This window comes from Nitratireductor sp. (assembly GCF_017794765.1).
Lineage (GTDB): Bacteria > Pseudomonadota > Alphaproteobacteria > Rhizobiales > Rhizobiaceae > Nitratireductor.
In genome coordinates this window covers 1,598,035-1,624,276 of record NZ_CP051236.1, presented here as the reverse complement: position 1 = coordinate 1,624,276, position 26,242 = coordinate 1,598,035, and the positions used below count along the sequence as shown (strand labels likewise).

General features: G+C 60.0%; 21 protein-coding genes and 1 tRNA gene. 11 read left to right on the top strand and 11 right to left on the bottom strand.

The genetic code is table 11. The annotated features are described in order from the left end of the window. Positions 1 to 3 precede the first annotated feature (3 nt). On the top strand, positions 4 to 795 hold the full coding sequence (locus HF949_RS07680; protein ID WP_292899578.1) for an HpcH/HpaI aldolase family protein: 792 nt from the start codon (positions 4 to 6) through the stop codon (positions 793 to 795). 75 nt (positions 796 to 870) lie between these two features. Here HF949_RS07680 and HF949_RS07675 read toward each other — a convergent pair whose 3' ends face one another. After that, complete coding sequence (locus tag HF949_RS07675; RefSeq protein WP_292899576.1) at positions 871 to 1,692, bottom strand: IclR family transcriptional regulator; 822 nt, start codon at positions 1,690 to 1,692, stop codon at positions 871 to 873. Positions 1,693 to 2,322: 630 nt separating this feature from the next. Next, positions 2,323 to 2,820, bottom strand: a complete 498-nt coding sequence (locus tag HF949_RS07670; RefSeq protein ID WP_292899574.1) for a TetR/AcrR family transcriptional regulator — start codon at positions 2,818 to 2,820, stop codon at positions 2,323 to 2,325. A gap of 352 nt (positions 2,821 to 3,172) precedes the next feature. On the opposite strand from HF949_RS07670, the gene HF949_RS07665 reads away from it, so the two are divergent. The 3 genes from HF949_RS07665 to HF949_RS07655 are packed head-to-tail and all read left to right on the top strand — an operon-like array spanning position 3,173 to position 8,962. After that, entirely contained in the window at positions 3,173 to 4,402 is a 1,230-nt protein-coding gene (locus HF949_RS07665; protein WP_292899572.1) for an efflux RND transporter periplasmic adaptor subunit, read from the top strand. Beyond that, the gene (locus HF949_RS07660) at positions 4,399 to 7,581 is read left to right on the top strand and encodes an efflux RND transporter permease subunit (RefSeq protein WP_292899571.1); all 3,183 of its coding nucleotides are present in this window, start codon (positions 4,399 to 4,401) and stop codon (positions 7,579 to 7,581) included. Before HF949_RS07665 ends, HF949_RS07660 begins: the two co-directional genes overlap by 4 nt. A gap of 13 nt (positions 7,582 to 7,594) precedes the next feature. Then, positions 7,595 to 8,962 (top strand): alpha/beta hydrolase family protein, encoded by a 1,368-nt coding sequence (locus HF949_RS07655; RefSeq protein ID WP_292899569.1) that lies wholly within the window; start codon positions 7,595 to 7,597, stop codon positions 8,960 to 8,962. 813 nt (positions 8,963 to 9,775) lie between these two features. Here the strand turns inward: HF949_RS07655 and guaA are convergent. The 5 genes from guaA to katA all read right to left on the bottom strand — a co-directional run bounded on the left by guaA (position 9,776) and on the right by katA (position 15,411). After that, entirely contained in the window at positions 9,776 to 11,335 is a 1,560-nt protein-coding gene (guaA, locus tag HF949_RS07650; RefSeq protein ID WP_292899567.1) for a glutamine-hydrolyzing GMP synthase, read from the bottom strand. A gap of 55 nt (positions 11,336 to 11,390) precedes the next feature. Then, positions 11,391 to 12,032, bottom strand: coding sequence for a 5'-methylthioadenosine/S-adenosylhomocysteine nucleosidase (locus tag HF949_RS07645; RefSeq protein WP_404933509.1), 642 nt, complete (start codon positions 12,030 to 12,032; stop codon positions 11,391 to 11,393). Then, positions 12,029 to 12,481 (bottom strand): PaaI family thioesterase, encoded by a 453-nt coding sequence (locus HF949_RS07640; protein WP_292899565.1) that lies wholly within the window; start codon positions 12,479 to 12,481, stop codon positions 12,029 to 12,031. Before HF949_RS07640 ends, HF949_RS07645 begins: the two co-directional genes overlap by 4 nt. Before the next feature lie 18 nt (positions 12,482 to 12,499). Next, entirely contained in the window at positions 12,500 to 13,786 is a 1,287-nt protein-coding gene (locus tag HF949_RS07635) for an RsmB/NOP family class I SAM-dependent RNA methyltransferase (RefSeq protein ID WP_292899563.1), read from the bottom strand. 119 nt (positions 13,787 to 13,905) lie between these two features. Then, positions 13,906 to 15,411 carry a catalase KatA gene (gene katA, locus HF949_RS07630; RefSeq protein ID WP_292899561.1) on the bottom strand — a complete coding sequence of 502 codons (1,506 nt, stop codon included), beginning with the start codon at positions 15,409 to 15,411 and terminating at the stop codon, positions 13,906 to 13,908. Positions 15,412 to 15,550: 139 nt separating this feature from the next. Between katA and HF949_RS07625 the strand changes: the two genes are divergently transcribed. After that, positions 15,551 to 16,462, top strand: coding sequence for a hydrogen peroxide-inducible genes activator (locus HF949_RS07625; RefSeq protein ID WP_292899559.1), 912 nt, complete (start codon positions 15,551 to 15,553; stop codon positions 16,460 to 16,462). Between the two features lie 3 nt (positions 16,463 to 16,465). Here the strand turns inward: HF949_RS07625 and HF949_RS07620 are convergent, their stop codons facing one another. Beyond that, a complete protein-coding gene (locus tag HF949_RS07620) occupies positions 16,466 to 16,885 on the bottom strand; it encodes an MAPEG family protein (RefSeq protein WP_292899557.1) in 420 nt (139 codons plus the stop codon). 107 nt (positions 16,886 to 16,992) lie between these two features. On the opposite strand from HF949_RS07620, the gene HF949_RS07615 reads away from it, so the two are divergent. Then, entirely contained in the window at positions 16,993 to 17,673 is a 681-nt protein-coding gene (locus HF949_RS07615; protein WP_292899555.1) for an MIP/aquaporin family protein, read from the top strand. 49 nt (positions 17,674 to 17,722) lie between these two features. Here HF949_RS07615 and guaB read toward each other — a convergent pair whose 3' ends face one another. After that, positions 17,723 to 19,225 carry an IMP dehydrogenase gene (gene guaB / locus HF949_RS07610; protein WP_292899553.1) on the bottom strand — a complete coding sequence of 501 codons (1,503 nt, stop codon included), beginning with the start codon at positions 19,223 to 19,225 and terminating at the stop codon, positions 17,723 to 17,725. A 297-nt stretch (positions 19,226 to 19,522) separates the two neighbouring features. Here guaB and HF949_RS07605 point away from each other — a divergent pair, with 297 nt between their 5' ends. Continuing rightward, positions 19,523 to 20,938: a DHA2 family efflux MFS transporter permease subunit gene (locus HF949_RS07605; RefSeq protein WP_292899551.1), complete on the top strand. Its 1,416-nt coding sequence runs from the start codon at positions 19,523 to 19,525 to the stop codon at positions 20,936 to 20,938. A 9-nt stretch (positions 20,939 to 20,947) separates the two neighbouring features. Here the strand turns inward: HF949_RS07605 and HF949_RS07600 are convergent, their stop codons facing one another. Both HF949_RS07600 and HF949_RS07595 read right to left on the bottom strand, forming a co-directional pair. Continuing rightward, positions 20,948 to 21,670, bottom strand: coding sequence for an RlmE family RNA methyltransferase (locus tag HF949_RS07600; RefSeq protein WP_292899549.1), 723 nt, complete (start codon positions 21,668 to 21,670; stop codon positions 20,948 to 20,950). 10 nt (positions 21,671 to 21,680) lie between these two features. Beyond that, positions 21,681 to 23,186, bottom strand: coding sequence for a Ppx/GppA phosphatase family protein (locus tag HF949_RS07595; RefSeq protein WP_441338391.1), 1,506 nt, complete (start codon positions 23,184 to 23,186; stop codon positions 21,681 to 21,683). Between HF949_RS07595 and HF949_RS07590 the strand changes: the two genes are divergently transcribed. From HF949_RS07590 to HF949_RS07575, 4 genes are all read left to right on the top strand, one after another. Then, entirely contained in the window at positions 23,169 to 23,393 is a 225-nt protein-coding gene (locus tag HF949_RS07590) for a hypothetical protein (protein ID WP_292899547.1), read from the top strand. The two genes, HF949_RS07595 and HF949_RS07590, sit on opposite strands and share 18 nt — an antisense overlap. A gap of 28 nt (positions 23,394 to 23,421) precedes the next feature. After that, a tRNA-Gln gene (locus HF949_RS07585) sits at positions 23,422 to 23,495 on the top strand. A 376-nt stretch (positions 23,496 to 23,871) separates the two neighbouring features. Continuing rightward, positions 23,872 to 25,347, top strand: coding sequence for a TolC family protein (locus HF949_RS07580; protein WP_292899545.1), 1,476 nt, complete (start codon positions 23,872 to 23,874; stop codon positions 25,345 to 25,347). A 446-nt stretch (positions 25,348 to 25,793) separates the two neighbouring features. After that, on the top strand, positions 25,794 to 26,242 hold a 449-nt coding region (locus tag HF949_RS07575; RefSeq protein ID WP_292899543.1), incomplete at its 3' end, for a BapA/Bap/LapF family prefix-like domain-containing protein.

The following is a 26,242-nucleotide window of genomic DNA, read 5'->3' as shown; positions in this document are numbered from 1 at the left end:
GCAATGAGAACCAACAGGTTGCGCGAGCAGCTCAAGGAGTCCCGCCCCCTCTTCGGAGTGATGGCGGACATCGCCTCACCCCGTTTGGTGGAGTTTTACGGCCTGCTCGGATTCGACTGGGTGATGATCGATGCCGAACACGATGGGATCAGTGTCGAAAGCTGCTACAACCTCGTCACCTCGGCCGATGCTACCGGCATGGCTTCCCTTGTGCGTGTACCGGAGAACCGCCCCGAAGTGATCCTTCCCTATGCCGACACCGGAGCCAGCGCCATCATCGCGCCCCATGTACGCACTCCGGAAGATGCAGCGCGGCTGGTTTCCGCGCTACGGTTTCCGCCGCATGGCACGCGAGGCGTGGCAGGCTCGTCCCGCGCTGCCAACTACGGTGCCACGCAGAGCCCAAAGGACTTTTTCCATGCCACGCAAAACCATCCCGTAGTTTGCGCGCTTATGGAAGACGAAGAGGCCTATCATCATGCGGAAGGCATCATCGGCGAGGACGGCATCGATATCATCTGCCTGGGAACTGGCGATCTCGCTGCTTCGCTGGGACATCCCGGTGAAAAACAGATCCCTCAAGTTGGCGAATGCGTCGTCAAGGCGGCCGGGATCGCCAAGCGGCTGGGCAAGCATCTGAATGCTGCCGCCGGCACGCCGGCAGATCTCGAACAGGCCGCCAGACTCGGAGCGCGAATGGTTATGGTCAGCAACACCGCCCTGGTCGCCTCGGCAACACGCGATTTCCTGCGGAGCGCACGGGAGGCTTTCTCCGCGCCTGCGACTGGCGCCTGAAGCTGCATGCTATCAGGAGCAGAATCCTGACAGACCCAAAGGAACTCGACCAGGCTAAACCGGCCAGGCTGCCCTTCAAGGGTGGCCTGGTTTAACCTCCTGACTCAGTACATCCTCGGAAATCCGCGCCGCGGTCGCCTTCAATTGCGGAACCATCCGCTCTATCGCTTCGTCAGGAAGCCTCTGTTCTGGGCTCGATATACCCAGGGCGGTGAGCGTCGGCATCCCGGGCACGGGCACTGCGATACAGCGCATGCCCACCTCCTGCTCGCCATTGTCCACCGCATAGCCCCTCTCTCGAACGAGGGTGATCTCCTGCTGAAGCACTTCGAAAGAAGTAATCGAGTGCGGGGTTTGCGCAGGCATACCCTGTCGATTGACTGCCTCGCGGATGCGCTGATCCGTCATCTGCGCCAACAGGATCTTGCCCACCGCAGACAAATGCAGCCGCACACGCCGACCAACGTCGGTGAAAATCCGCAGATGGTGCTTGGACGGCACCTGGGCTACAAACAGCGCGCCATCGTAATCGAGCACAGCAACATTGACCGTTTCCCCGGTCAGGTCGACGAGTTCGGTCAAATGACGTTGCGCCCAGTTGCCGACCACGCGCCGCGATGCATCACCCAGACGCATAAAACGGGGTCCCAGAACGTAGAGCCTGTTCGGGGTCTGGCGAACATAACCGCGCTTTACAAGGGTGCGCACAAGGCGATGGATAGTCGGCGGTGGTAACTGCGACAGCTCTGCCAGCTGAGTTAACGCAATTGGCCCGCCTTCACTGGCGATCAGTTCTATCAGATCAAAGGCACGCTCCAACGATTGAACACCGCCGCCCGTTTGAACAGGCTTGCCCGTAGTCGAAGGCAGAGACCCGCTTTCATGTTCTTCCAACAAGTCTCACTCCTCTTCGTGGTGAACCGCCCAGCCGCTCGCACCACACATCATTGTAAACAGACTGTTCCAACGGCAAGTCTCTCGCTCGGTCCAATGCCAAGGTGTATGGATAGTAAGAGATCGGAACTACTGCCAGCCTGGAGCGCAGCCTTTCAACAGCGTAACCAATAAGACCACCAAGGTGAATAGCCCCAAGCTTTTTGAACATCTCCGGATCGCATATTTGTGCCGGCTTTGTCGCAGGAAGCTCTGCAACCTCGGCCGTGGAATAAGATTCCGTGCACTCTGGAAGAGCGTGTTCTTGCTTTCTGTCGTCATTTCAACGAACCGGTCATCCTGCTGCGCGTACGCTGATATCGGGCGCATGACCTCAGCTCTCGGAAAAGGTCACTCGACTGGTGCTGTCTGACTGTTGGCGCATGACCGGCATTCGCTCGATAAGGGCGAAGTTTTTGAGACTCTTGCTGACAGCGAACTCAAGGAAAATGCGGCGGATGCGCCTTCGCCCGTTTCCAGGACATGTTAGAGCAGAGCCAGCCCCCCATACTCTCGGAGACATTGGTCAGCGCACCTGCAGCGACGACCGCATGCAGCCGTCTTCGCATCGGCGGCGTGGCTGCCCCGGCACGGTCAAGCGTTCCGCAGGGCCTTGCGGAGAAACCATTGCAAGGTTTCAGCAATCTGCTCACGCAGGATTTTCTCAGCGAAGATGCTCCGTCCCGGAATGCCATCGAAGAGCGCCAGGACCAGGAACACCATTGCCTGGACATCGAGCGCGGGATCAACCGCGCCGCACTTCTGACCCCGCTCCAGGGCATCAGAAAGCGCGCGTCGAAGCTCGCTTTCGTTGCGCTCAAAAACCTCTGCTATCACCGGGTTGCGCGTTGCTTCCGCACCAATTTCGATGGCCAGCCGCCCGTATTGTTCATTTCTCAGCACGGCGATGATCTCGGGCACGACTTCGCACAATCCGTCGACTATGTCGTCCGCCGCCGAGAGATGAGCTATCAGCTCGGCATTTTCGGCCCGTTCCTCATCAGCCAAAGCGACAATGATCGCTTCCTTGCTCTCGAAATAGCGGTAGAGGGCACCGGCACTGATCCCTGCTGTGTCGCAAATTTCCTGCATACTCGCCTGATGCACGCCCTTTGCCGCGAAGCATTTGGCCGCCGCTCTCAAAATTTCAGACTTCCTGCGTTTGTGCAGAGCCTCATCCCGGGTTCTCAAGGCGCACTCCTTTTAAAAAGCGAATATTCATTCTCTATATGACTTGACAAGCGAACCTGGCAAGTCAATTCATAAAGTGAACGCTCATTCTTTTAATGAAAGACGCAAATTGTCACTCGATACCCCCTCTGCGCAGAGCGCCGCTGGCAGACAGAAAGGGCATTGGCACCGGTGGGCCGGCGGGCTCGCTCTGATGCTCGTGTCAGCGGGGAGCCTTATAGCCCTGTTTGAACAGGAACCGCCCGCACGAGTAGTGATCGCACGAGAAGAAGACAGGCCGGTTGTCGCCGCAACGCGTGCCAGACAGGGAACGCTAACCCAGTGGATCGTCGCCCGAGGTGTCGCCCAGGCTGTGCTGAAAAGCCACCTCCATATCGAGACCGCCGGGATCGTCGCCGAAATCGGCCAGGACGCAGACGGAGTACCGCTGCGCGAAGGAACCTTCGTTCATGGCCCGAAACCCGATGGGCAGCTCGGTCAGATGCTGCTTCGCCTTGACGACCGGGAAGCGCGGGCACGAATGGCGCAGGCGGCAGCCGAGCGGCAGCGTGCGGAACGGCGTGTCGAGGTGGCACAGGCGGCGCTCGACCAGGCACGACAGGAACACACGCGCACGACCGCGCTCGCTTCCCGCGGCATTGCCTCGCACAAGGCAGCAGAGACGGCTGACACCCTTTTGCGGACAGCGAAAGCGGAACTGGAAACCGCCCGTGCTGAAGTCGATCTGGCAGCGGCTCAATTCCGACAGGCAGGGATCGTTCTTGAGAAGATGGTGCTCCGCGCGCCTTTCGACGGGCGGCTTTCTCTCATCAACGTGCGCGTGGGCGACTATGTTGAAGGCGCGGTGGCCGGTTCGCAAGCCTCGCGCGAGAATACCGCGGCTGCCATCCTCGTCAATGAGGAGGTCCTGGAGATCGCGCTCAACGTGCCCTGGCCAGACGCCAAGAATCTGGCGCCCGGGCAGGACGTTCTCGCCAGCGACAATTCTGAAACCATTTGGGAGACCGCAACCGAGGGCATCGACCACCCGGACGTCGTCACCGGACAGATCTGGTCGGTCAGTCCGTCGATTGGGCTTGGCAGCCGGGCGGTTCAGGTCAAGGTTCGCATCCGTGGCGGCACCGTCAGGGACGGCATGTTGACGACGGTCTGGATTGCCGCTGCACAGGTCCTTAACACTACAATCCTGCCCCATAGCGCTCTTGTCCATTCCGGGGACAAGCCGTTCATCTTCACCCTCATCCCCGGCGGCTCAGTGGTCGAGAAGCGACAGGTGCAGGTGGGGATATCCAATCATACCCACGTCGCGATCCGTTCCGGCGTGGAGGATGACGAGCTAGTCATCATCGCCGGCCAGCACCTTCTCAATGACGGAATGGCGGTTCAACTGGCAGGCGACCATTCCTCCGCAACGGGCAACTCCACCTCGACTGCAAGTATCGCTGGCGAGGATAACCGTCCGGGGCCCGAGAGGCGGCAATGAAGCGGCGCGGTACGCTTCAGTTTTTGCTGCTCAACCCGACCCTGGCGCTCGTTCTGCTGGCCGCCTGCCTGATTGGAGGGAGCGTCGCGCTCCTGAACATGGTGCGCGAGAACTATCCCGATCTTGCTATCCCCCAGGCTGTTATTGCGACCGAATGGGCGGGCGCTTCACCAGAACAAATGGAAAAGGAAGTCACCAAGCCGATCGAGGATGTCATTCGGGCGCTCCCGGGATTGAAGTTCCATGAGAGCAGTTCAAGCAACTCGCTGTCCCTTGTCATTCTCCAATTCGAGGCCGACATTCCCACCCCTGTCGCCATGCAGGAGCTACGGGCGCGGATCAGCGAAGCGGAAAGCCAATTTCCGACTGGGGTCAAGAAGCCGGACGTCCAACAGGTTTCGGTCAACGACATGCCCGTCGCAAGCTTTGTTCTCTCCGGCGATACAGACGAGGAGCAGCTCAATCTTTGTGCGGACAAGCTGAAACGCAAGCTCGAAGAACTGCCGGGCGTTCGCGCCGTACGTCTGCAAGGTGCAAGGCCACGCGCGGTGCAAATTCGCCTCGATGTCGCACGCCTTTCCGCCCTCGGCATCCCGACAAGTGCGGTGCGCGACCGCGTCCGCTCCGCCAACCGGGATCTCGCCTGGGGCGAACTGGAGACGAAAACAGCGACACACGCCCTCTATCTTGCCGGTCGGGCGACTTCCGTAACCGATCTGCGCACAACCCAGATTGCGGCACTCGACGACGGGACGATCGTCCAGCTCGGCGATGTGGCCGAGGTCTTTATCGGCCTCGACGAGGAGGACGGAACCTCACAGGTCAGCATCGACGGCACTGATTTCCGGCCTGCCATCAGCCTGTCGGTCCTCAAGCGTCCCGGTAACGACACGGTCGGCACGATCGAAGCGGTCAGCCGCCAGATCTCCGAAGTAACGACAGCAACTGACTGGCCCACGGAAATTGGGATTATCACGCTCAACGACGAACGCGAAGTCATCCACGACAGCTTTCGCGAGGTGACGACCAATCTCATGCAAGGCGCCGCCGCAGTCTTTCTGATGCTGCTCCTGGCGCTCACCTGGCGCGAGGCGATTGTTGCGGCGATAGCCATGCCAGTGGCTCTGCTGGCTGCGCTGGTCATCGTCGATCAGCTCGGCTTCACGCTCAATACACTGACCATTCTGGGCATGGTCATCGCGCTCGGATTGCTTGTCGATGTTTTCATCCTGGTGATGGAGGGCATGCATGACGGACTCTATATCCGGCGCCTGCATTTCGACGATGCTGCCCGGTCCACAGTCAGGGCCTACCTCATGCCAGCAATTGCCGGTCAGGCCACCACCGTCCTCGCCCTGTTTCCGTTGATGCTGATAGGAGGCATCGACGGCAAGTTCATCCGGCTCATTCCCCTGACTGCCATTGCCTGTCTGGTGGCGAGCCTTGGTGTCGCCTTTCTGATAGCGGTTCCCCTGTCACGCTTCCTCCTTGCCCGAAAAGTGAACCCGGCAGCAACGCCGGTCGACCGCGCAACCCTTTTCCTCGCTTGGTATGTCGAAACCTGGCTTCTCCACGGTCCCCTTCGCTCCAGAACGCGTGCCGCGATCGTGGTCGCGCTGGCCTTGCTCTGCTTCCTCGCCTCGGCGCTCCTGGCGACATCTCTGCCCTCGATCCTCTATCCCAAAGAGGATCGCCGCACACTCGGCATCACTGTTTCGCTGCCGCCCGACGCAACGCTGGCAGATGCGGAACGCGTGGCACTGAAGGCCGGGGAGTCGCTCCGTAGTCTTTCCTATCTCGCCAGCGTGACCACGCACGCCGCAGAAAAGAGCCCCTTCGCGCTGCATACAATCGACGAGTATCTCCTTCCGCTCTTCGGCGCCGATATGGTGGGCATATCCGTGCTCTTCAAACCCAAAAATGCCCGCGAGATCGCCTCATATGAGGCACTGCCCGAGATCCGCGAACGGCTGGCAGCAGCGCTCTCCGACGAGCCGGGCCTCAATGTCCTGCTAAGTCCGGATCTCGGCGGCGCGACATCAGCCGCCCCGATACAGATCAGGCTTGTTGGCGACGATCCCATGCGCCTGCGTACGCTTTCCCGGACGATACAGAGCGCGCTCGCCGCCATCCCGGGCGTGAATGATATCCGCGACACAATCGGTCCCTTCAAGACGGAAGTCCGGTTCACCCTCGACCGCGACGTGCTGGCCTATCACCGGTTGAGCGAGGCCGACGTCTTGCAGCAGGTGCGCTTCTCGCTCACGACCGACAAGATAGACACCTTCAAGATTGCCGGCACCGACCCCGATCTCGATATCAATCTCGGTGGGCAACATCCAAGCCGCATTGGGAAACTGGGCGGTCCACGCCGTCTTTACGAGCTTGAAACGACCCCCGTTGTTACCGGGGATGGAGCAGCGTTGCTTCTGCCATTGCTGGCGGACATGAAGGTTGCAACGAGCCCCCGCCTTTATCTTCACAGTGACGGCCGGCGCACCAACACCGTCAAGGCGCAACTCGCCGAAGGAGTGACGGCCATCAGCGTGGCCGAGCGGCTATCGCCGCTGATTACGGATCTTCAGGACAATCTGCCCGCCGGCTATGCGATCCGCTGGGCTGGTGAAATTCAGACCGCCGAGGAGACCTTTGGCAAGTCTCGCCACTCGTTGATCCTTGCGGGGCTGTTCGTCGCGGCCATCCTCATTCTTCTGTTCGGGTCATTTCTGCAACCGCTCATCATCATGGCTATGGTCCCTGTCGCGCTTACGGGAACCTTTATCGGCTTCTTCTTCCTTGGTATTCCCATGTCGTTTCCTGCCATGATCGGCATCATCGCCCTTGTTGGTATCGTCGTGAACGACGCCATTGTCATGGTCGAGGTGATGAACGAGCGTCGGCGCGAAGGTAAAAGCGTTCGGGAAGCGGCGGCGCTCGGTGCGTCGGACAGATTGCGGCCAATCGTTACCACCTCTCTTACCACCATTGCCGGCCTACTGCCGCTCGCCTTCTCCGCACCTGCCTGGTACCCGCTCTGCATGGCCGTCATTCTCGGCCTTGGCCTCGCCACTCTTCTCGTGCCGCTTGTCATTCCCTGCCTCTATATCCTGCTCAGCGCATCCAGCAACCGCACTCAATACCACTTGGAGCAAGCACATCCGCGAGCGAAGGCGAGCTGAAAGGAATACCCATATGAAGGAAAAGCGTCCCTCACGCAGGATCGTCTGTTGGTTCATCGGCCCGGTCGCAGCGCTTTTGGTACTGGGTGCAATCTTTGTGCTCATGGAAGAGGACCGGCTCGACCGGCGGAAAATCAGCTTCACACATGCAGGCAATACGTTGCAGGGGCTTCTGCTCCTGCCAGCCGGAACGGACAAGCCATCCGCCTGTATGATATTCGTCCACGGTTCGGGCGACATGCCGCGCGACGCACATGGCTATTACGAGGCTTTCTGGCGCCTCTTTGCAAACAAGGGCTGGTGCTCGATGTCATGGGATAAGCCCGGTACTGGAGGATCCGACGGTGACTGGCGATTGCAGTCGATGGAGGACCGTGCGGACGAGGTTTCCGCGGCCATCGATTTCCTGCGCCAGAATCTGGGACTGGAGAACGGCCCGGTGGGGCTCATCGGCTTCAGTCAGGCCGGCTGGGTCTTGCCTAAAGTGGTGAACAGGCGCGACGATATCGCCTTCATGATCCCGGTTTCCGGAGCCATCAACTGGATGAAACAGTCCCGTTACTCAGGACGTAAACGCATGGAAGCGGAGGGTATGAGCGAACAGGAGATAGCAGCTGAGCAACGCACCAACGACGCGATAAATGCTCTCATTCAGAGCGGCACCTCCTACGAAACCTATCTGAAACATATCTCTGAAAATTCGAGCGCCCAGCCAATGAGCGAAGCCTTTTGGGGTTTCGCGAAGCGCAACTGGCGCACCGATGTTCGGGCAGATCTGCGCAAAATCGACGTACCCGTCCTCGCACTGTTTGGGACCCACGACGCCTATGTCGATCCCATCGAAAGTGCGCGCACCTATCGTGCCGAGCTCTCGCGCTCAGCAGCCCCAGTGTTTGAAATTCGGATATTCGATCACGCCGATCACGGCATGTTGGCGACGGATGAGGTCAAGCCAACGCATCAGGGTCTGGACGCCTGGCTCATGCTGCTCAGGATATGGTTCGGTGGTGACAGCGTCTTCGCGGAAGGCGTCCTGGAATGTCTGGCCGAGTGGATGGACAGGCTGGAACAAACCAGCATGTCGATAGTCGCGGAACGGATGTTCGTTGAGACACACATCGCAGAACCGACCGTTGAAGCTTTCCACCGTGCAACTATACGGCATGATTTCCTCGGTACCGGCGTCTGTTCAGTCGCCAGGCCGGGCAAGCCTGGCGCAGCCGGGTCACGGGCCACGCGTTCGCCCGAGAGCGAGTTGTCGACCACGCTGATCAGACATTCCCGGCTGAAGTCGTCAACAAAACACAGAATGCGGAAGCGGCGTCCATCGACCGGTGCATCCGAGACGAAGTTCAGGGGCCATCTCTGGTTTGGCTCCTGAGGAATGGCCATCGTAGCCCTTGTGCCAGGACCTGCTTCCTGCCGCCGCTTTTGTGGACCGTCAGCCGCGCCTCCCTGTAAATGGGGTAGAGCATCATCCAGTTCACATCGATGTCCTCGCACTTCAGCAACAGGCGAAAACGGCAGTAACCGAACCGACGCCGTTCTTAAGGCAACTCCCTAAAGCACTGCCGCAGGTCAGTGTCATCCGGTCGGCTCGACTGATAGCGGTGGACACCCGGCACCCTGCCCGCCAGGACACACACCGTGTTGAGAGAACTCATCTCTTCAATCGCCCGGTTCACGGAATTCCTCCCAAAACAGGGCGTTAGAACTCTTTTGCAAGCGTCTCGCGAAGCGTGGCGACATCCATCATCTGATCCGCCAAAAGCGTCTTCAGACTGGCATTTTCTTCCTACAACGCCTTCAACCGCTTCTTAGGACGTATTTCTCCTGGGCTGAAGATTTAACCTCCTGTAGCGCGCGGCAGGTGTCCAGATACCTTTCACGCACGACAGCAAGCCCAATGCCCTTGATCTCGTGGCGAACCTGAACGGTGTCACTGTTCGTTTCAGCCACCCAAGCCTCACATCTCTCAGCATTTAAGCCTTTGCGAGACCTTCCCAGATACATCACAGCGAAAGGGTGCTCTTACCGACTTTGGCAAGATTCGGCTCATGGTGTCCCATCGAAAATGCCATCAAAGTGGTTTTCATCCTTTAACTGGCAAAACTGGATCAGACTGGAAAGCTTGTCGACTTTGATAAGTCAGGGCTTTCAGAAACGTTTAACGCCAACCCCGGTTAGACAATCGCTATTCCCACTCGATCGTGCCGGGCGGCTTGGATGTCACGTCGTAGACGACGCGGTTGATGCCCTTCACCTCGTTGATGATGCGGGTGGCGGCGCGACCGAGGAATTCCATGTCGTAGTGATAAAAATCTGCGGTCATACCGTCGACCGATGTTACCGCACGCAGCGCGCAGACGAACTCATAGGTCCGTCCGTCGCCCATCACGCCCACGGTTTGAACCGGAAGGAGGACTGCAAAGGCCTGCCAGATCGCATCGTAGAGGCCGGCCTTGCGAATCTCGTCCAGATAGATCGCATCGGCGGAACGCAGGATTTCCAGCTTCTCGCGGGTGACGCCCCCCGGGCAGCGGATTGCCAGTCCTGGTCCCGGGAAGGGGTGGCGGCCGATGAAGCTGTCGGGCAGACCGAGCTCCTTGCCCAGCACCCGAACCTCATCCTTGAAGAGTTCGCGCAGCGGCTCCACCAGGCTCATATTCATGCGTTCGGGCAGGCCACCCACATTGTGATGCGACTTGATGGTCACCGAGGGCCCGCCGGTGAAAGAAACGCTTTCAATCACGTCCGGATAGAGCGTGCCCTGCACCAGGAAATCGGCACCGCCAAGCTTTTTCGCCTCTTCCTCGAACACCTCGATGAACAGGCGGCCGATGGTCTTGCGCTTCTTTTCCGGGTCGCTCTCGCCTTCCAGAGCGCCGATGAAGCGGTCGGAAGCATCCACCAGGATCAGCGGCAGATTGTAGTGCTCGCGGAACATGGCGACCACTTCGGACGCCTCGTTCTTCCGCATCAGACCATGATCGACAAGAATACAGGTCAACTGGTCGCCGACAGCCTCATGGGTCAGAAGCGCCGCCACGGAGGAATCGACACCGCCCGAAAGCGCGCAGATCACCTTGCCGTCGCCAACCTGCTTGCGGATCGCCTCGATCGCCTGTTCGCGATAGGCCGCCATCGTCCAGTCGCCGGAAAGGCCCGCGATCTTGTGGACGAAGTTGGACAGGAGCTTCGCTCCATCTGGAGTGTGCACCACTTCGGGATGGAACTGGACGCCGTAATATTTGCGCTCATCATCGGCAATGGCCGCAAAGGGCGCTCCGGTCGAGGTACCGACCACGCGGAAGCCTGCCGGAATGGCCGTCACCCGATCGCCATGGCTCATCCACACCTGGTGGCGGGTGCCCTTGGCCCAGACATCGTCGAACAATGGGCAATCGTCCTCGATCTCCAGAAAGGCACGGCCGAATTCGCGGTGATCCGATCCTTCGACCCGGCCGCCGAGCTGGGCGCACATGGTCTGCTCGCCATAGCAGATGCCAAGCACCGGAAGGCCCGAATCGAAGATCACCTGCGGCGCGCGCGGGCTGCCAATATCGACGGTCGAGGCCGGGCTGCCGGAGAGGATAACCGCCTTGGGCGCAAGGCGGTTAAACGCCTCTTCGGCCGACTGGAACGGAGCGATTTCACAATAGACTCCGGCCTCGCGCACCCGCCGCGCAATGAGCTGCGTGACCTGGCTGCCGAAATCAACGATGAGAACTGTGTCGGGATTGGATATCGTCATGGCGAGCCTTTAGAGAAAGATGCGTTTGGGTGCAAGCGGCGATGCCGTTTTTTGGTCATAGAAGACCGTCGGCAATGGCCTGTTCGAGGCGGTCCACCGCGTCGGCGAGCTTTTCGTCGATGACATGCAGATATTCGGTCCAGTCGTTCACGTGCTGCAGTTCGGCCGCGCCGTCGGAAATGCCACGCAATGCCACCAGTTCGAGGCCGAAACGCTGGCAGGCGCGCAAAGCAGCAAAGGTTTCCATGTCCACCATGTCGGCATTGACGGCGTTGTAGGCGGCACCTGAAACCACGTTGCCGCCGGTCGAAAGCGTCGCCTCGCGGATGCCGGGAATGCGGTGAGGCAGGGGCATGATCGCAGGATGATCCAGAAAAGGCGTCACGCCCTTTTCAAAGCCAAGCGGCGAGGCATCCATGTCGCGATAGGACACGGCGGTAGCCTGATAGACCTCCGTCTGTTCGAGAGTGCGGCTCCCGGCAGATCCAAGGGAAACGAGGAGATCGGGCAGATGGCCCTCGGCATCGAGAAGGGCGAGCTCTGCGCCGAGCACCACTCCCGCTTCCACGGGGCCCACACCTGTCATCAGGGGTTTGAAACGCTTCTTCAGATGCGGTCCGTATTCGGCTTCGGCCGCCATGACAAAGAGAACGCGCTTTCCGGCAAGGATGGCCGGCTCCACCGGTGTCCGCATCATCCCTCGATCCCCTCCCGTCCGATGATGGTCATCATGGTTCCGGTCATGGTGGCGATCAATTTGGCATTTCCTTCGGAGGAATATGCATAAGCCTGCCCGTCGGCCACGATGATGGTGCGGCCGGGTTTGGTGACGGTGCCGCGGAACAGAAAGCGCTCCCCGCGCCCCGGCGCAAGCAGGTTCACCTTGAACTCGATGGTCAGGACGGCGGCATCCTCCGGCATCAACGAGAATGCGGCGTAACCACATGCCGAATCGAGTGCCGTTGAGATCACGCCTGCATGGAGGAACCCGTGCTGCTGGGTCAGTGCCTCGGCATAGGGCATCTCTATCTCGACAATGCCCGGCGTCACGAGCGTCAGCTCGGCGCCGATCGTTTCCATCATCTTCTGGCGGGCGAAGCTCGCCCGAACCCGGGCTTCGACATCAGCGGGATTTGCCTGGTTCATCGTCTGGCCATCCGGTCATCAGGTCCGCTCCAGCGCGGCGAAATGGAAGCCGTCCGTTGCTGTACGGTTTGGAGAAAGGGCAATGCCCGTGATCCTGTCAATTTTCGCCTTGGCAATCTGTCCGGGGAAGTGCCTTTCCCACAGTGTCACGTGGTCCACCGACTGGAAATCCGGACTGGCCTTAAGGAAGGCCCGCACCTGATCGTCGTTTTCCTCCACAAATACCGAGCAGGTGATATAGGCAAGTCGCCCACCCGGACGCACGAAGCGGGCGGCGCGCGCGAGGATTTCGGCCTGCTCCGCCTGACGCTGTTCAAGCTGCTTTTCGCTGAGCCGCCATTTCGCGTCTGGCCTGCGCCGCCAGGTACCCGCTCCCGTGCATGGCGCATCCACGACGACCAGATCGAATTTTTCTTCATGCACAGCAAGTGCCTCGGGATCGGCCACTGCCTGCACATTGCGGCAACCTGCCCGCTTCAGGCGGTCGAAAATGGGGGCAAGCCTCTGTTTCTCGGCATCGAAAGCCTGAATCTGGCCAGTGTTCTCCATGGCCGCCGACATGGCGAGCGATTTGCCACCAGCGCCGGCGCAATAGTCGAGCACCTGCATGCCCGGCGCGGCATCAGTGAGGGCGGCAACGATCTGCGACCCCTCATCCTGCACCTCAAACCAGCCCTTCTGAAAGGCAGGCTCTGCCTGCACATTGGGGTGCCGCCCCTGCCCTTCGATCGGGCCGATCCGCAAACCCTGCGGTGCAAGTTCACTCTGGTGAACGCCGGTGCGCGCCAGCGCTTTCGCGACCTTTTCGCGCGTGGATTTCAGCGTGTTGACCCGCATGTCGAGCGGCGGGCGCTCCGCAAGGGCCGCAGCCTCCCCCACCCAGTCATCGCCCCAGGCACGCTTGAAGAGCGGCTCGCACCATTCCGGGCATTCCGCTCGCACGCCGTCAGGCGCCTGATCCAGCGGGTGTGCCGCAATGCGGTTCGCTTCCTCGCTGGAAATCGGTGGTGGTGCAAAATTATCTTCCGCCAATGCTGCATTCAGCGCTTCGGCATCGTGGCCGGCCTCGATCATCAAGGCGCCGAAGGCGAGAGCGCGCGGGCTTTCTTCCTGAAACATCCACGCCGCTGAACGCTTTCGGCGCAACGCGTCATAGACGAAATTGCCAATGGCAGCCCGGTCCTTGGAGCCGGCAAAGCGGTGCGACAGGCCCCAGTCTCTCAGCGCTTCGGCCGCCGGTCGATAGCGCCGGTCGATGTCTTCCAGAATTTCAATGGCCGCAGCCAGTCGTCCGCCAAGTCGCATGTGACACCTTTGCCGGTTACCCGAATGGCGCACAGCTAGCCGGTAGCGAGCCTTTAGACAAGCAAAACGGGCGTGGATTGCTCCACGCCCGTACTTTATCAAGGCCTTTTCACATCTGCCTATTCGGCAGCCCGCTGCGGCGTATTGCCCGTCACGGGCACGGCATTGGGCTCGTAGCCGTGCGCTTCCTTGAGCGCCTTGCGCACGCCGTTGCCGTAATCGGGATGAACCTTGTCGAAATGCGCGAGCTGTCGCTCGATGATCTCGCCGGGCACGCCATCCATCGCAGCCGCAATGTTGGAGAACAGCCGGTTCTTCTGCCCCTCGTCAAAGAGGTTAAACAGCGCACGCGGCTGACTGTAATCGTCATTGCCGATGCGATGATTGTAACGGTCCGCGTCGCCCGAAATCTTCAGGGGAGGTTCCTTGGCTGCCGGGTTTTCCACCGGGCCACCGAAGGAGTTCGGCTCGTAATAGGCATCGGGATTGCCTGTCTTGATGCCGCCGAACGTGTTCATCTCGCCATCGCGATGATAGTGATGCACCGGGCATTTCGGCTGATTGACCGGAATTGTCTCGTAATGCGTTCCAAGCCTGTAGCGGTGCGCGTCCGCATAGGAGAAGATGCGCGCCTGAAGCATCTTGTCGGGCGAGTAGCTGATGCCCGGAACGATGTTGGAGGGCGAGAACGCGGCGTTCTCGATCTCGGTGAAGTAATTGTCCGGATTGCGGTTCAGCTCCATCACGCCAATGTCGATCGGCGGATATTCCGCATGCGGCCACACCTTGGTGAGGTCGAACGGATTGTAGGAGGTCTTCTCCGCATCGGCCTCGGGCATGATCTGCACCTGCACCTTCCACTTCGGGAACTCGCCGTTCTCGATCGCGCCGTAAAGCGCCTCCTGATAGCTCTCGCGGGTCTTGCCCACCACCTGCTCTGCCTCCGCATTGGTGTGGTGCTTGTGGCCCTGCATGGTCTTGAAATGGAATTTGACCCAGAACCGCTCGCCCTTGTCGTTCCAGAACGAATAGGTGTGTGAGCCATAGCCATTCATGAACATGGGCGCAGTCGGCAGACCGCGATCCGACATCAGGATCGTCACCTGATGCAGGCTCTCCGGTGAGAGCGACCAGAAATCCCACATGGCCGTGGGCGAGCGCATATTGGTGCGCGGATGACGCTTCTGCGTGTGGATGAAATCGGGGAACTTGAGCGGATCACGGACGAAGAACACGGGCGTGTTGTTGCCAACGAGGTCCCAGTTGCCCTCCTCGGTGTAGAATTTCAGCGCAAAGCCGCGCACATCGCGCTCGGCGTCTGCGGCACCCTGTTCGCCGGCAACGGTGGAGAAGCGCGCGAGCATCGGCGTTTCCGCGCCCGGCTGAAGCGCCTTGGCAATCGTGTACTTCGAAATGTCACCGGTGATCTTCAAAACGCCATGCGCGCCCCAGCCCTTGGCATGAACCACGCGCTCGGGAATGCGTTCGCGGTTCTGATGTGCAAGCTTTTCGATGAGCTGGTAGTCCTGAAGCAGAACCGGGCCCCGCTCACCCGCGGTCACGGTGTTCTGGTTGTCGCTGACGGGCGCGCCAGCAGACGTGGTCATCGTGGGTTTGTCAGCCATGAAAAAACTCCCTTGCTTGCTTTCCGGTTTTGCCCGGCTGCCGGTCTCACCTGCGGCGCGGCTTGGAACGGTTCCAAGGTATCGAGGCCTTTTGATAAATTCCAATTGTCTTTGATGTTCGATGCGATAATTTAAAGTTATGATACGCCTGACCATCAGACAGATGCAGTATTTCGAGCGTCTGGCCGAAACGCTGCATTTCGGACGCGCCGCGACGAGCTGTGGCGTCACGCAGCCCGCGCTCTCCGCACAGATTTCCGAAATGGAAGCCCAGCTCGGCTTCAAACTTTTCGAGCGTGGCAGCGGCGCCGTGCGTCTCACCGCCGAAGCTCAGTCTCTTCTTCCGCGCGTGGCGCGCATTCTGGCCGAAGTTCGCGATCTGGAAGGTGAGGCGCGCAGGGAGCGCAAGGCGCTCGAAGGCCGCTTCCGGCTGGGAGTGATCCCCACCATTGCACCCTATCTGCTTCCTGAGCTTTTGCCCCTCCTCAAGCAAAGATTCCCGCTGCTGCGTCTTGAGGTACGTGAGGCCGTCACCAACGCCCTGGCCGAAGACACGGCGACGGGTCGCCTCGACGCGATGATCGCCGCCGACCCCATCGACGACACGCGCCTTGCACCGGACATTCTTTTTGAAGATCCGTTCTACCTTGCAGTGCCGACCGGCGATGCCGCGCGGATAGCCCCGCCCGTGGCGCAGGAGAGCATGGCACTGGAACGGTTGATGCTTCTGGAAGACGGCCATTGCATGCGCGGCCAGGCTCTCGAAATCTGCGGGCGCGTCAAACCCGTAACGATGGAGACCTTCGGAGCAACCAGCCTGACGACGCTTTTGCACATGGTGTCGCATGGGATGGGGGTGACCCTCATTCCGCAAATGGCGCGCGCTTCGGCGAACCTCTTGCCGTCCGTCAGCGTGCTGCCGTTTCTCGACCCCAGCCCTTCCCGCAGCATATGCCTTGCAGGCCGGAAGTCCAACCCACGCAGAAACGACTTTGCGGCGTTGCGCGAGACTGTTCTGGAAGCACACCAGGCGCTGCTCGCCCGCGCCTGAACGTCATCCGGCATTCCACAGTTTCAGCGCGAGAATCACCCACATGGCGCCCAGCGCCAGAAATCCCAGCACGAACAATGGCTGCCGATACCGGATCCTGTTTGATGTCACATGCACATAGGCGTGTGCGTAGCGGGAGAGCACAAACACCCATGCGAGCCAGATCGCGACCGGCACTGCTCCCTCAAGCACAAACAGGGCCAGGCAACCTGAATGGAAGAGCACGGGCAGCTCGAACTGATTGGCCAGATTATTCCGCACAAACAGGCTTTCAGGCGGTTCCTCGCGGTTCTCCCTGAACTGGGAAACGCGCGCGCTTCCCGTTTGCACGGCTTTCTTCCGCCGGAGACCGATCAGCACATACATGGCGTAGACGAGCACGACATGAGCGAGAATCGGCCAGAAAATTGCGTGTTGAGACATGTCGTTCCCTTCCCGTTTTCGCGGATTCCCGTCTCGATTCCTGATTTCACCATCAGCATCGAAACGGAGACGCTTGGCAAGGGTGGCCTAAACGCAAGGATAAAACCATGAAAGCTTACGTCGCCGAGTGCTTTGGAACGTTTTGCCTGGTCTTTCTGGGATGCGCCAGCGTGACGGTTGGCGGGTTTGGAAATCTCTTGCCACTGGGTGGCCTGGGTATTGCCATTTCGTTTGGGGTTGCGGTGATTGCCATGGCATATGCCATAGGTCCCGTCTCGGGAGCTCATCTTAACCCGGCTGTGACCGCTGGCGTTTTTCTGGCCGGTCGCATGCGTCTCAAAGACGTATTGCCCTACATGATTGCGCAGACGGCAGGGGCCGCTCTTGCGGCTGCGACACTCTGGAGCATGGCAAAAGGTTCCGATGCCGTCGCGCCTGTGTCACGGGCAGCCAATGGCTGGGATGGAGCGGGACTATATCCGATGCCGACGGCCTTTGCGCTGGAGGCCCTGGGCACCTTTATCTTCGTTACTGTGATCCTTGGGGTAACCGCGAAAAAACACCGGACACCGCTCTCCGGCATTGTTATCGGCCTCACACTCACAGCAATTCACCTTTGCCTGATCCCGGCGACCGGGACCTCGGTCAATCCCGCACGTTCCATAGGGCCGGCCCTGTTCTCGGGCGCACGCGAGATGAACCAGCTCTGGCTATTCATCACCGCGCCCTTTGTCGGCGCCGTTCTTGCGGGGATCATTGCCAAAACGACCTTGATGGAACGCACCTGACAAAAAAGGGCCTGACGGCCCTTTCTCGCAAAATGCTGAACCGGCTGCGCTACGCGCCACCGGGATAGTTCGGGCTTTCGCGTGTGATTGTGACATCATGCGCGTGGCTTTCGCGAAGGCCTGCTCCCGAAATGCGCACAAAGGTCGCCCGCTCACGAAACTCCGCCAGATTGGCAGCACCAACATATCCCATGGCGGCCTTCAATCCACCGGTGAGCTGATGAAGAACACCACTGGCAGGCCCCTTGTAAGGCACCTGCCCCTCGATACCCTCAGGAACAAGCTTCAGCGTATCACGCACCTCGGCCTGGAAATAGCGGTCGGCCGAACCGCGCGCCATCGCTCCGACCGAACCCATGCCGCGATAGGCTTTGAAGGAACGCCCCTGATGCAGGTAGACCTCCCCCGGGCTCTCATCGGTGCCCGCCAGAAGTGAACCGACCATAACCGCCGAGGCACCGGCGGCAAGCGCCTTCGCCAGATCGCCGGAGAATTTGATGCCGCCGTCCGCGATCAGCGAGATACCTTCCCTGTCGGCGACCTCAACCGCGGACATGATGGCCGAGAGCTGCGGCACGCCGACACCGGCGACAATGCGGGTGGTGCAGATGGAGCCCGGCCCGATGCCGATCTTGACGCCATCGGCTCCCGCATCGATCAATGCCTTGGTGCCATCGGCCGTTGCCACATTGCCCGCGATGATGCGCACGGTGTTTGACAGCTTCTTGGCGCGCGCCACGGCGTCGAGCACGCGCTGAGAATGACCATGGGCGGTGTCGATCACCAGAAGGTCCACACCCGCATCGATCAGGCGCTCGGCGCGTTCGAAGCCATCATCGCCAACACTGGTTGCCGCTGCAGCGCGAAGCCGCCCCTGGGCATCTTTCGAGGCATGAGGATTGAGCTGCGACTTCTCGATATCCTTCACCGTGATCAGCCCCACGCAGTTGCCCGCATCATCGACCACCAGAAGCTTTTCAATGCGGTGTTGGTGCAGAAGCCGCTTTGCCTCGTCCTGCGCCACGCCGTCCTTGACCGTCACAAGGTTCTGATGGGTCATCAGTTCGCGCACCGGCTGCTCGGGATCGGAGGCAAAACGCACGTCGCGGTTGGTCAGGATGCCGGCCAGGCGTCCGGTGGTATGCCCACCTGCGCCACCGTTTTCCACCACCGGGATGCCTGAAATGCCGTGCGCCCGCATCAGCGCCTGCGCTTCGGCCAGCGTTGCATCGGGGCCTATGGTGATCGGATTCACCACCATGCCGGACTCAAACTTCTTTACCTGCCGCACCTCTTCGGCCTGCTCGGCCGGGGAGAGATTGCGATGAATGACGCCGATGCCGCCTGCCTGGGCCATGGCAATCGCAAGGCGCGCTTCCGTCACCGTGTCCATTGCCGCCGATAGAATCGGGATGTTGAGATCGATGTCGCCAGCGATACGCGTGCGCACATCCGTCTGACCGGGCATCACCTCGGAATGGCCTGGCTGCAGGAGCACGTCGTCGAATGTAAGCGCCTGGGCGCCGGTTGCTGTTTCGATGATTTTCGCCATGGCCGACCCTTTGGAATAAGAGGACGCGCGACCCCGCCATAAAATGGCACGGCCTCGCTTGTGTGATTCCCTTTCAGGATTGGCGCTGGCTGGTACCACGGAAGCGCCGGCTTGAAAAGGAGGTCTCACTCTATGAGGGCGGAATGTTTCATCCACACAACATGACAGCACCAACACAGCACCGCCTCTGCCACAGGACAAGCGATACGCCCCATGCTATAGCCCGCATGCTGATCCGGCCTGCCTAAAGTTTCCCTCCCAGCCCCACCCGGCAGACCGGCACAGGGACAGAATGCCTTGAACCGCACGCTACCGCTCATACTCGCCGTCGCGCTCTTCATGGAGCAGATGGATTCAACCGTCATCGCCACATCGCTTCCGGCCATCGCTGCCGACATCGGCACCAGTCCTGTGACGTTGAAACTCGCCCTGACAAGCTATCTCGTTTCGCTCGCCATCTTCATCCCGATCAGCGGCTTCATGGCTGACCGTTTTGGGGCAAAGAAGGTCTTCCGCATTGCGATCGCAGTTTTCGTGCTCGGGTCGATCGCCTGCGCTTTTTCCAATTCGCTTGCTGCTTTCGTGCTCTCACGATTTCTGCAGGGCATGGGCGGCGCAATGATGACCCCGGTTGGCCGCCTTGTTCTCGTGCGCGCCGTGCCGCGAGAACAGCTTGTGAAAGCCATGGCCTGGCTAACCGTCCCTGCTCTGATCGGTCCGATCGCCGGCCCGCCGCTCGGCGGCTTCGTCACCACCTATTTTTCCTGGCACTGGATCTTCCTGATCAATGTCCCGATCGGGCTTTTGGGCATTGTCCTTTCTGGCCATGTTCTGCCTGACTTTGCCCGCGAGGAGACCGGGCCTCTGGACCTCTCCGGATTTCTGCTTTGCAGCATCGGCGCATCGGGGCTTGTGTTTGGTCTCTCCGTCATCAGCCTGCCGGCATTGCCCCCCATCGTCGGCGTGGTGACGGTGGTGCTCGGTGTCCTGGCCACGGCTTCCTACATCCGCCATGCACTCCACACCCCTGCCCCCATTCTCAATCTCCGCCTCTTTGCAAATCGCGCGTTCCGCTCGGCAATCCTCGGCGGCTCGCTCTTTCGCATCGGGGTCGGTGCGGTGCCCTTTCTGCTACCGCTCATGTTTCAGGTGGTGTTCGGCCTGACACCCTTTCAATCGGGCCTCCTCACCTTCGCATCGGCGTTTGGCGCAATTGCAATGAAATTTATCGCCACCACCGCGCTGCGGCTCGGCGGTTTTCGGGTCGTTCTGGTCGCCGCCTCCGTGCTTGGCGGGGCGAGCATTGCCGTCAACGCATTGTTCACGCCGACGACACCGCACTGGATCATCATCGTCGTGCTCATCGGTTCGGGTCTGCTGCGCTCTCTATTCTTCACCTCGGCCAATGCACTCGTTTTCGCCGAGCTGGGGGACCGTGAGGCAAGTCAGGCTTCAACCATTTCCGCGGCGGCTCAGCAGGTCAGCATTGCTCTGGGCGTGGCGGTCGGCGGCGGCATTCTCGAGGCGTCCGCCTTCATCACCGGCACAGAGCTGGGCATGGACGCCTTTGTCAGCGCCTTTCTGATCGTGGCCGCGCTTTCCGCCATGGCTGCCATCCCGTTCCTTTCCCTGCCACCAGAAGCAGGGAGCCGCGTTTCAGGTCATACCAAGAGGCGCGGCAGGGTCGAAGAGCCGACTCCGGCCGGCGAATGAAGAGAGGACTTACAGATCCTCTTCGGAACGTTCTTCGGAGCGTCCCTTGAACCCCTTGGCGAGAAGGTAGAGCTCCACCGATTCGGCTCGCGAGGCCTGCGGCTTCACATGGTGGACGGACTTGAAATTGCGCTTCAGTTGATCGAGCAAGCCGGTTTCGGCGCCACCCTGGAAGGTCTTCGCCAGAAAATGCCCGCCCGGTTTCAGGACGGAAAGCGCGAAATCCGCCGCTGTCTCGCACAGATGCATGGTGCGCAAATGGTCGGTCTGGCGGTGTCCTGTGGTCGGCGCAGCCATGTCGGAGATGACGAGGTCCGGCGCCTCGCCGAGCGTCTCGAGAAGGCGCTCTGGTGCATCATCGTCGAGAAAATCCATCTCGAGAACAACAGCGCCGGGCACCGCATCCATGCCCAGATAGTCTATGCCAACGACGAGCGGGTTTTCAGGTGTGGACCCCACCCGCTCGGCCGCAACCTGGCACCAGCCTCCCGGAGCGGCACCCAGATCGATCACCCGCGCGCCGGGAAAGAGCAGCTTGTGGCGGTCGTCGATTTCCGTCAGCTTGTAGGCCGCGCGCGAGCGCATTCCCTCAGCCTGTGCGCGATGCACATAGGGGTCGTTCAGATGCCGCTCGAGCCAGCGGCGGGACGAATTTTTCAGCCCGCGCTTTTTCTTGACCCGTGTTTTGAGCGCACGAGCGCCGCCGCCCGTCTTGGCCGGTTTCCTGCTCATCCGCACAACCTCATTTGCCTCGTCCCGTCTGCCGCCGGCGACGCCACGCGCCATCAGCGGCCATCATTTCGTTCAACATGCCTTCGCGCAGGCCACGGTCCGCCACCCGCAACCGCTCCGAGGGCCAGCGCCGGCGGATCGCCTCGAGGATTGCACAACCGGCGAGCACGAGATCAGCGCGATCCGCACCAATGCAGGGATTGGCCTTGCGCTGTTCGAAATCCCATGAAAGCAGCGTCTCTATCATGCGGTCCACATTGTCCCGCTCCATCCAGAGCCCGTCGACCTGCCGGCGATCGTAGCGTGCCAGGCCCAGGTGAACGCCGGCAAGCGTCGTGACCGTTCCGGAGGTGCCTATCAAATGAAATCGCCCCCCGGCAGCGATCCTGGAAAGACGTCCGCCATCGTCAAAACGGTCAAGCATTTCACTCACCGCGTCCACCATTGCCAGAAAGCTTTCACGCGTCACATGATGACCGCCGAAACGCTCTGCAAGCGAAACCACGCCCACAGGCAGCGAGGTCCACGCAACGATGTGATCAGCAAGCCGCGGTGTGCGGTGGCGGGAGATATCCACCAAAGCAATCTCGGACGAACCGCCGCCGATGTCGAATAGAACCACGCCCTCCGTTCCACGTTCCACCAGCGTGCTGCAGCCAGCGACGGCCAGCCGTGCTTCCGTCTGCCGGTCGATGATTTCAAGTGTGAGCCCGGTCTCGTGCTTCACGCGCTCTATGAAGGCTTCGCCGTTTTCGGCCGAACGGCAGGCTTCCGTCGCGATCAACCGCATACGCCGGGGCTTTCGATGCCCCAGTTTTTCGGCACAAATGCCAAGAGCACTGACAGCTCTGTCCATCGCTGCTTCGCTAAGCCGGCCTTCACGGCTGAGCCCTTCTCCAAGGCGTACAATCCGCGAGAAAGCGTCCACAACACGAAAATGTCCGGGTCTGGTTGGAACGGCGACCAGCAGTCGGCAATTGTTCGTGCCAAGATCAAGCGCCGCATAAGACGTGCGCTGGCCTTCCTGCTCTGATTCGCGCCGCCTTGCCGGTTGAGAGCGGCTCGACTTTCCCGCTTCAGCTTGAGGTGGCGTCTCTTTGGCGGTTGTCTCAGCCACCGCCTCACGCACGAATGCACGGCGCCGGCGACGCTTTCGGCGCTTTCTTTTCGGGGAATTTTCCTCCGGTCGCGACGTTCCATCCCCATGCGCTTGCCCGTCCCGGACCCGCACATGTTCAGGATCGTCTTTGCGCAAATGCGAGGCATCACCTTTGGAGGCATCACCATTGAATGCCTCTTCTGAGGCATCGTCCGATGCACGATGCGGCGCGGCGCGAGAGCGTGAGGCCCTTTTCCTGCGCGTTTTTTTTCGCTTGGGCAAAACATTCGTTTCGCCCACAAGAGCAGGCTGTCCGGCCGACCGATCGTCGAAGCCGGGGGAGGAGCCCCCATCCGACGCGGCATCCCGGACGACCCTGTCTAACGGGGAGACCCCGCCATGGTCGTGGTTTTCCACCGCTATTCCTTCGCCGCCGCGCAAGCCCTTCAGGGCGCAGCATGCAGCTCATTCCGTTTAGTTGATGCCAGAGTATCAGCCATAGCTGGTTTCACCAAGAGTGGTCTTCGCCGGAAATGCAATCATCTTCGCGCGGTCGAGAAAATTGCCGTTCCTCGAATTGAATCCGTATCCGCCCTTGACTATAAAACTCATATCGCTAAATAGCGTGGCGAAAGCGGCCAGCGCCGCACGCTGGGGAATAGGTTAACGGTAGACCCACGGACTCTGACTCCGTTAGTCCTGGTTCGAATCCAGGTTCCCCAGCCAAATTCTTTCCCAAGCAAATTCAAGCGCCTGCACAAACGCCCGGAATGTTGATTCTCTGCACTCTTGTTGCGCTTGCCGCAACGCCGCAGGCATTTGCGCAGCGCATGGGCCGGTGCTTGCAGGGCCCTCCCCCGCGTGGATCCGGCCTCACCTGCAGGCGACCAGAACGCGTTCCCACGTCCACTGTCGTCTGCCGCCGCTTCGCGCTATGCCCGCTGACATGTGAAACTTAGCCGGGTTTCCCCGGTAACCATTGGTTAACCATCATCGGCGCATCGTGTGCATCACATGTCTGCCGTGATCGGTAATCGACCGTTCCGACAAGTTCCGCGTTGGCAGCCCGCTTTGCGTTTGCTCACAATGTTCGGAGTTGTGAATGCGTCAGCTCGACGAATTGTATCTCGCGTTCGGCTGCGCGCTGATGGCGCTGCTTTGCGGATGCACGAGCACGCCGACAACACAGCCCGCCGGGGAGCTCGCCGTACAGCCGAGCAGTGAAATAACCGGATCGATCACAAGGACGCCCGAGGCGCCGAGCCCGGCGAATGAAGCACCGTCTGTTCAGGACGAGCAGAGCACGGAGCGCCAGTTTTCTCCCAGGCCCCGTGGCGAAAAGAGCCCCTCGGGGCTTGAGGCAATGGTACGCCGTGCGTTGACCTGGCACCCTTCGGTGAAGGAAACGGTCGAGCGCCTGAACCAGCAGAACGAGATTGTGGCACAGGCGCGTGCGGGCTATCTGCCGCGGGTGAACTGGGGCGTGAATTCCTCTTATGGCAGCGACGCGGATGAAAGCGGGTACAAGCCGACGGTCAACCTGTCCGCATCGCAGATGGTTTACGATTTCGGCAAGGTCGACCATAAGATAAAGGTTGAGCGAGCCGGTGTTGAGGGTCGCAGATCTCAAGTGCTGTTGCGGGTGGATGAATTGATCCGCGACGCCGCTCTGGCTGTCACTGAAGTGCAGCGCAACCAGGCGCTGGGCGGGATTGCCCAGGACCAGGTGCGCGACACCCGCGCCATTCTCGACCTCGTGCGCGCCCGCACCGACAAGGGCGCCAGTACGCGTTCCGATCAGCTTCAAGCCGAGGCAAGGGTACAGGCGGCACGCGCAAAGCAACTTGAAATCGAAGCCCAGGCGCGACGCTGGCGGAGCAGGCTCGGCACTTTGACCGGAGCTACCGGGGCCGGAACGGCCATGTCTGGGACGCCTGTGTCTGGGACGGCGCCGAAATGGCTCAGCGAGGCCTGCTCGGTCGATAAGCCGGACTGGTCGCGGATACCCGCGATCATGCAGGCAGACGCCGAACGGACGGCGGCGACAGCGCAAGTCGATCTAAGCAAGGCAGAGGGCCTCCCCACCTTCTCGCTGGAGGCCAGTGTCGGCGCCGATCTCCTGGAACTTGACGATAGCGATCCCGAATACAATATCGGCCTGAATGTAAAGGGCAGCCTTTACAACGGCGGCGAAAACGCCGCCCGCAACCGCGCCGCCAACCTGGCCTTGCGCGCTTCATCGCAGGCGCGCGATCGTGTGCGGGTCGAGGTCGAAGGCAAGCTGCTTGAGGCCAACGGGCAGATCGCCAGCTATCGACAATTGCTCGCATCCATAGCCTCGCGTGAAGCGATGATGAAGCAGACACGCGACCTTTATCGCAAACAGTATCTGGACCTGGGCACGCGAACGCTTCTCGATCTTCTCAACGCCGACCAGGAATTTCACGCCGCCCGTTTTGAAGCTGCAAATATCCGTTACGACTTGCAAAAACTGAACGTGGACTGCGCTTTTCAAACAGGGCTGCTGCGCCACTACCTTAATCTGGAGGGCGAGAGACTGCACGGCGTTCGCCTTTAGGGGCTTTGCAGTTGCATACGCCCCGTGACGCATCTGTCTTTTCTTCCGCGCTCGCCCCCGGGAGAAGCTAGCCCGCGCTTGTTCAAGTGATTCGCGGGGATCTACCACTGCGGGAGCAGTTTTTCGCGACATACCTGCAGAGATCTGGCGATCCTTGCAATGACAAATCAACCTAGAGTTTTGACGCCTTATATATTTCTCTTTTTATATTTATATTTTTAATAACCAAATCAATGAATCGAAAACAATGAATCTCTGAAAAGGTTATAAAGCTAATTTTATTATCTATTTGATGTTGCGTGATTTTTTCCCTTTATCAATATTCTCACGATCATATATATCCCCGTATTTCTTTTTGAAACGGATTTTGTCTACACTAATTTTATTTCAGGTTATTTATTGAATTAGAATTGATTTAGGGCAACATTGTTGACAGAGGTGATCTCGTGGCAGCTGTAATTTCAGTTAAAGGCACCGGAAGCGAGAGAACCGCGGCTCTTGACGCTATAGCTTTGGACGCGCCAAGCGTCGTCACCCTGAAAATCCCCCCCAGCGCGGTAGAAAGCTTCACCCGCGATGGCAATCACCTTCTCTTGAAGCTGCACGACGGGCGCGTGGTTCGAATAGAGAATTTCTATATCGAAAGTGACGGTGCCAAAAGCGACCTGGTTCTTGAGGATCCGAGCGGAGATCTGTGGTTTGGAGATCACACCGCAGGTCTCGCCGATTTTCAGTTCTCCGAAATTGCCTCTGTCGATCACCTTATCGGGGGCGGCGTGAGTGGATCCTCACTGATGGGTTTGGCAGGCCTGGGCCTTCTCGCCGGCGGGGCAGCCGCACTTTCCGGCGGCGGATCCAACGCTGACGACGGTGATGCTGATGCTGACGCCGATGC

Coding starts and splice junctions, on each gene's coding strand:
- HF949_RS07640 (WP_292899565.1), bottom strand. CDS start 12,481: ATGAACCAGGCAAATCCCGCTGATGTCGAAGCCCGGGTTCGGGCGAGC.
- HF949_RS07600 (WP_292899549.1), bottom strand. CDS start 21,670: ATGAGCAGGAAACCGGCCAAGACGGGCGGCGGCGCTCGTGCGCTCAAA.
- HF949_RS07590 (WP_292899547.1), top strand. CDS start 23,169: ATGGTCGTGGTTTTCCACCGCTATTCCTTCGCCGCCGCGCAAGCCCTT.
- HF949_RS07580 (WP_292899545.1), top strand. CDS start 23,872: ATGCGTCAGCTCGACGAATTGTATCTCGCGTTCGGCTGCGCGCTGATG.
- guaB (WP_292899553.1), bottom strand. CDS start 19,225: ATGGCGAAAATCATCGAAACAGCAACCGGCGCCCAGGCGCTTACATTC.
- HF949_RS07645 (WP_404933509.1), bottom strand. CDS start 12,032: ATGATGCGGACACCGGTGGAGCCGGCCATCCTTGCCGGAAAGCGCGTT.
- HF949_RS07680 (WP_292899578.1), top strand. CDS start 4: ATGAGAACCAACAGGTTGCGCGAGCAGCTCAAGGAGTCCCGCCCCCTC.
- HF949_RS07660 (WP_292899571.1), top strand. CDS start 4,399: ATGAAGCGGCGCGGTACGCTTCAGTTTTTGCTGCTCAACCCGACCCTG.
- HF949_RS07625 (WP_292899559.1), top strand. CDS start 15,551: ATGATACGCCTGACCATCAGACAGATGCAGTATTTCGAGCGTCTGGCC.
- HF949_RS07620 (WP_292899557.1), bottom strand. CDS start 16,885: ATGTCTCAACACGCAATTTTCTGGCCGATTCTCGCTCATGTCGTGCTC.
- HF949_RS07635 (WP_292899563.1), bottom strand. CDS start 13,786: ATGCGACTTGGCGGACGACTGGCTGCGGCCATTGAAATTCTGGAAGAC.
- guaA (WP_292899567.1), bottom strand. CDS start 11,335: ATGACGATATCCAATCCCGACACAGTTCTCATCGTTGATTTCGGCAGC.
- HF949_RS07670 (WP_292899574.1), bottom strand. CDS start 2,820: ATGCAGGAAATTTGCGACACAGCAGGGATCAGTGCCGGTGCCCTCTAC.
- HF949_RS07615 (WP_292899555.1), top strand. CDS start 16,993: ATGAAAGCTTACGTCGCCGAGTGCTTTGGAACGTTTTGCCTGGTCTTT.
- HF949_RS07655 (WP_292899569.1), top strand. CDS start 7,595: ATGAAGGAAAAGCGTCCCTCACGCAGGATCGTCTGTTGGTTCATCGGC.
- katA (WP_292899561.1), bottom strand. CDS start 15,411: ATGGCTGACAAACCCACGATGACCACGTCTGCTGGCGCGCCCGTCAGC.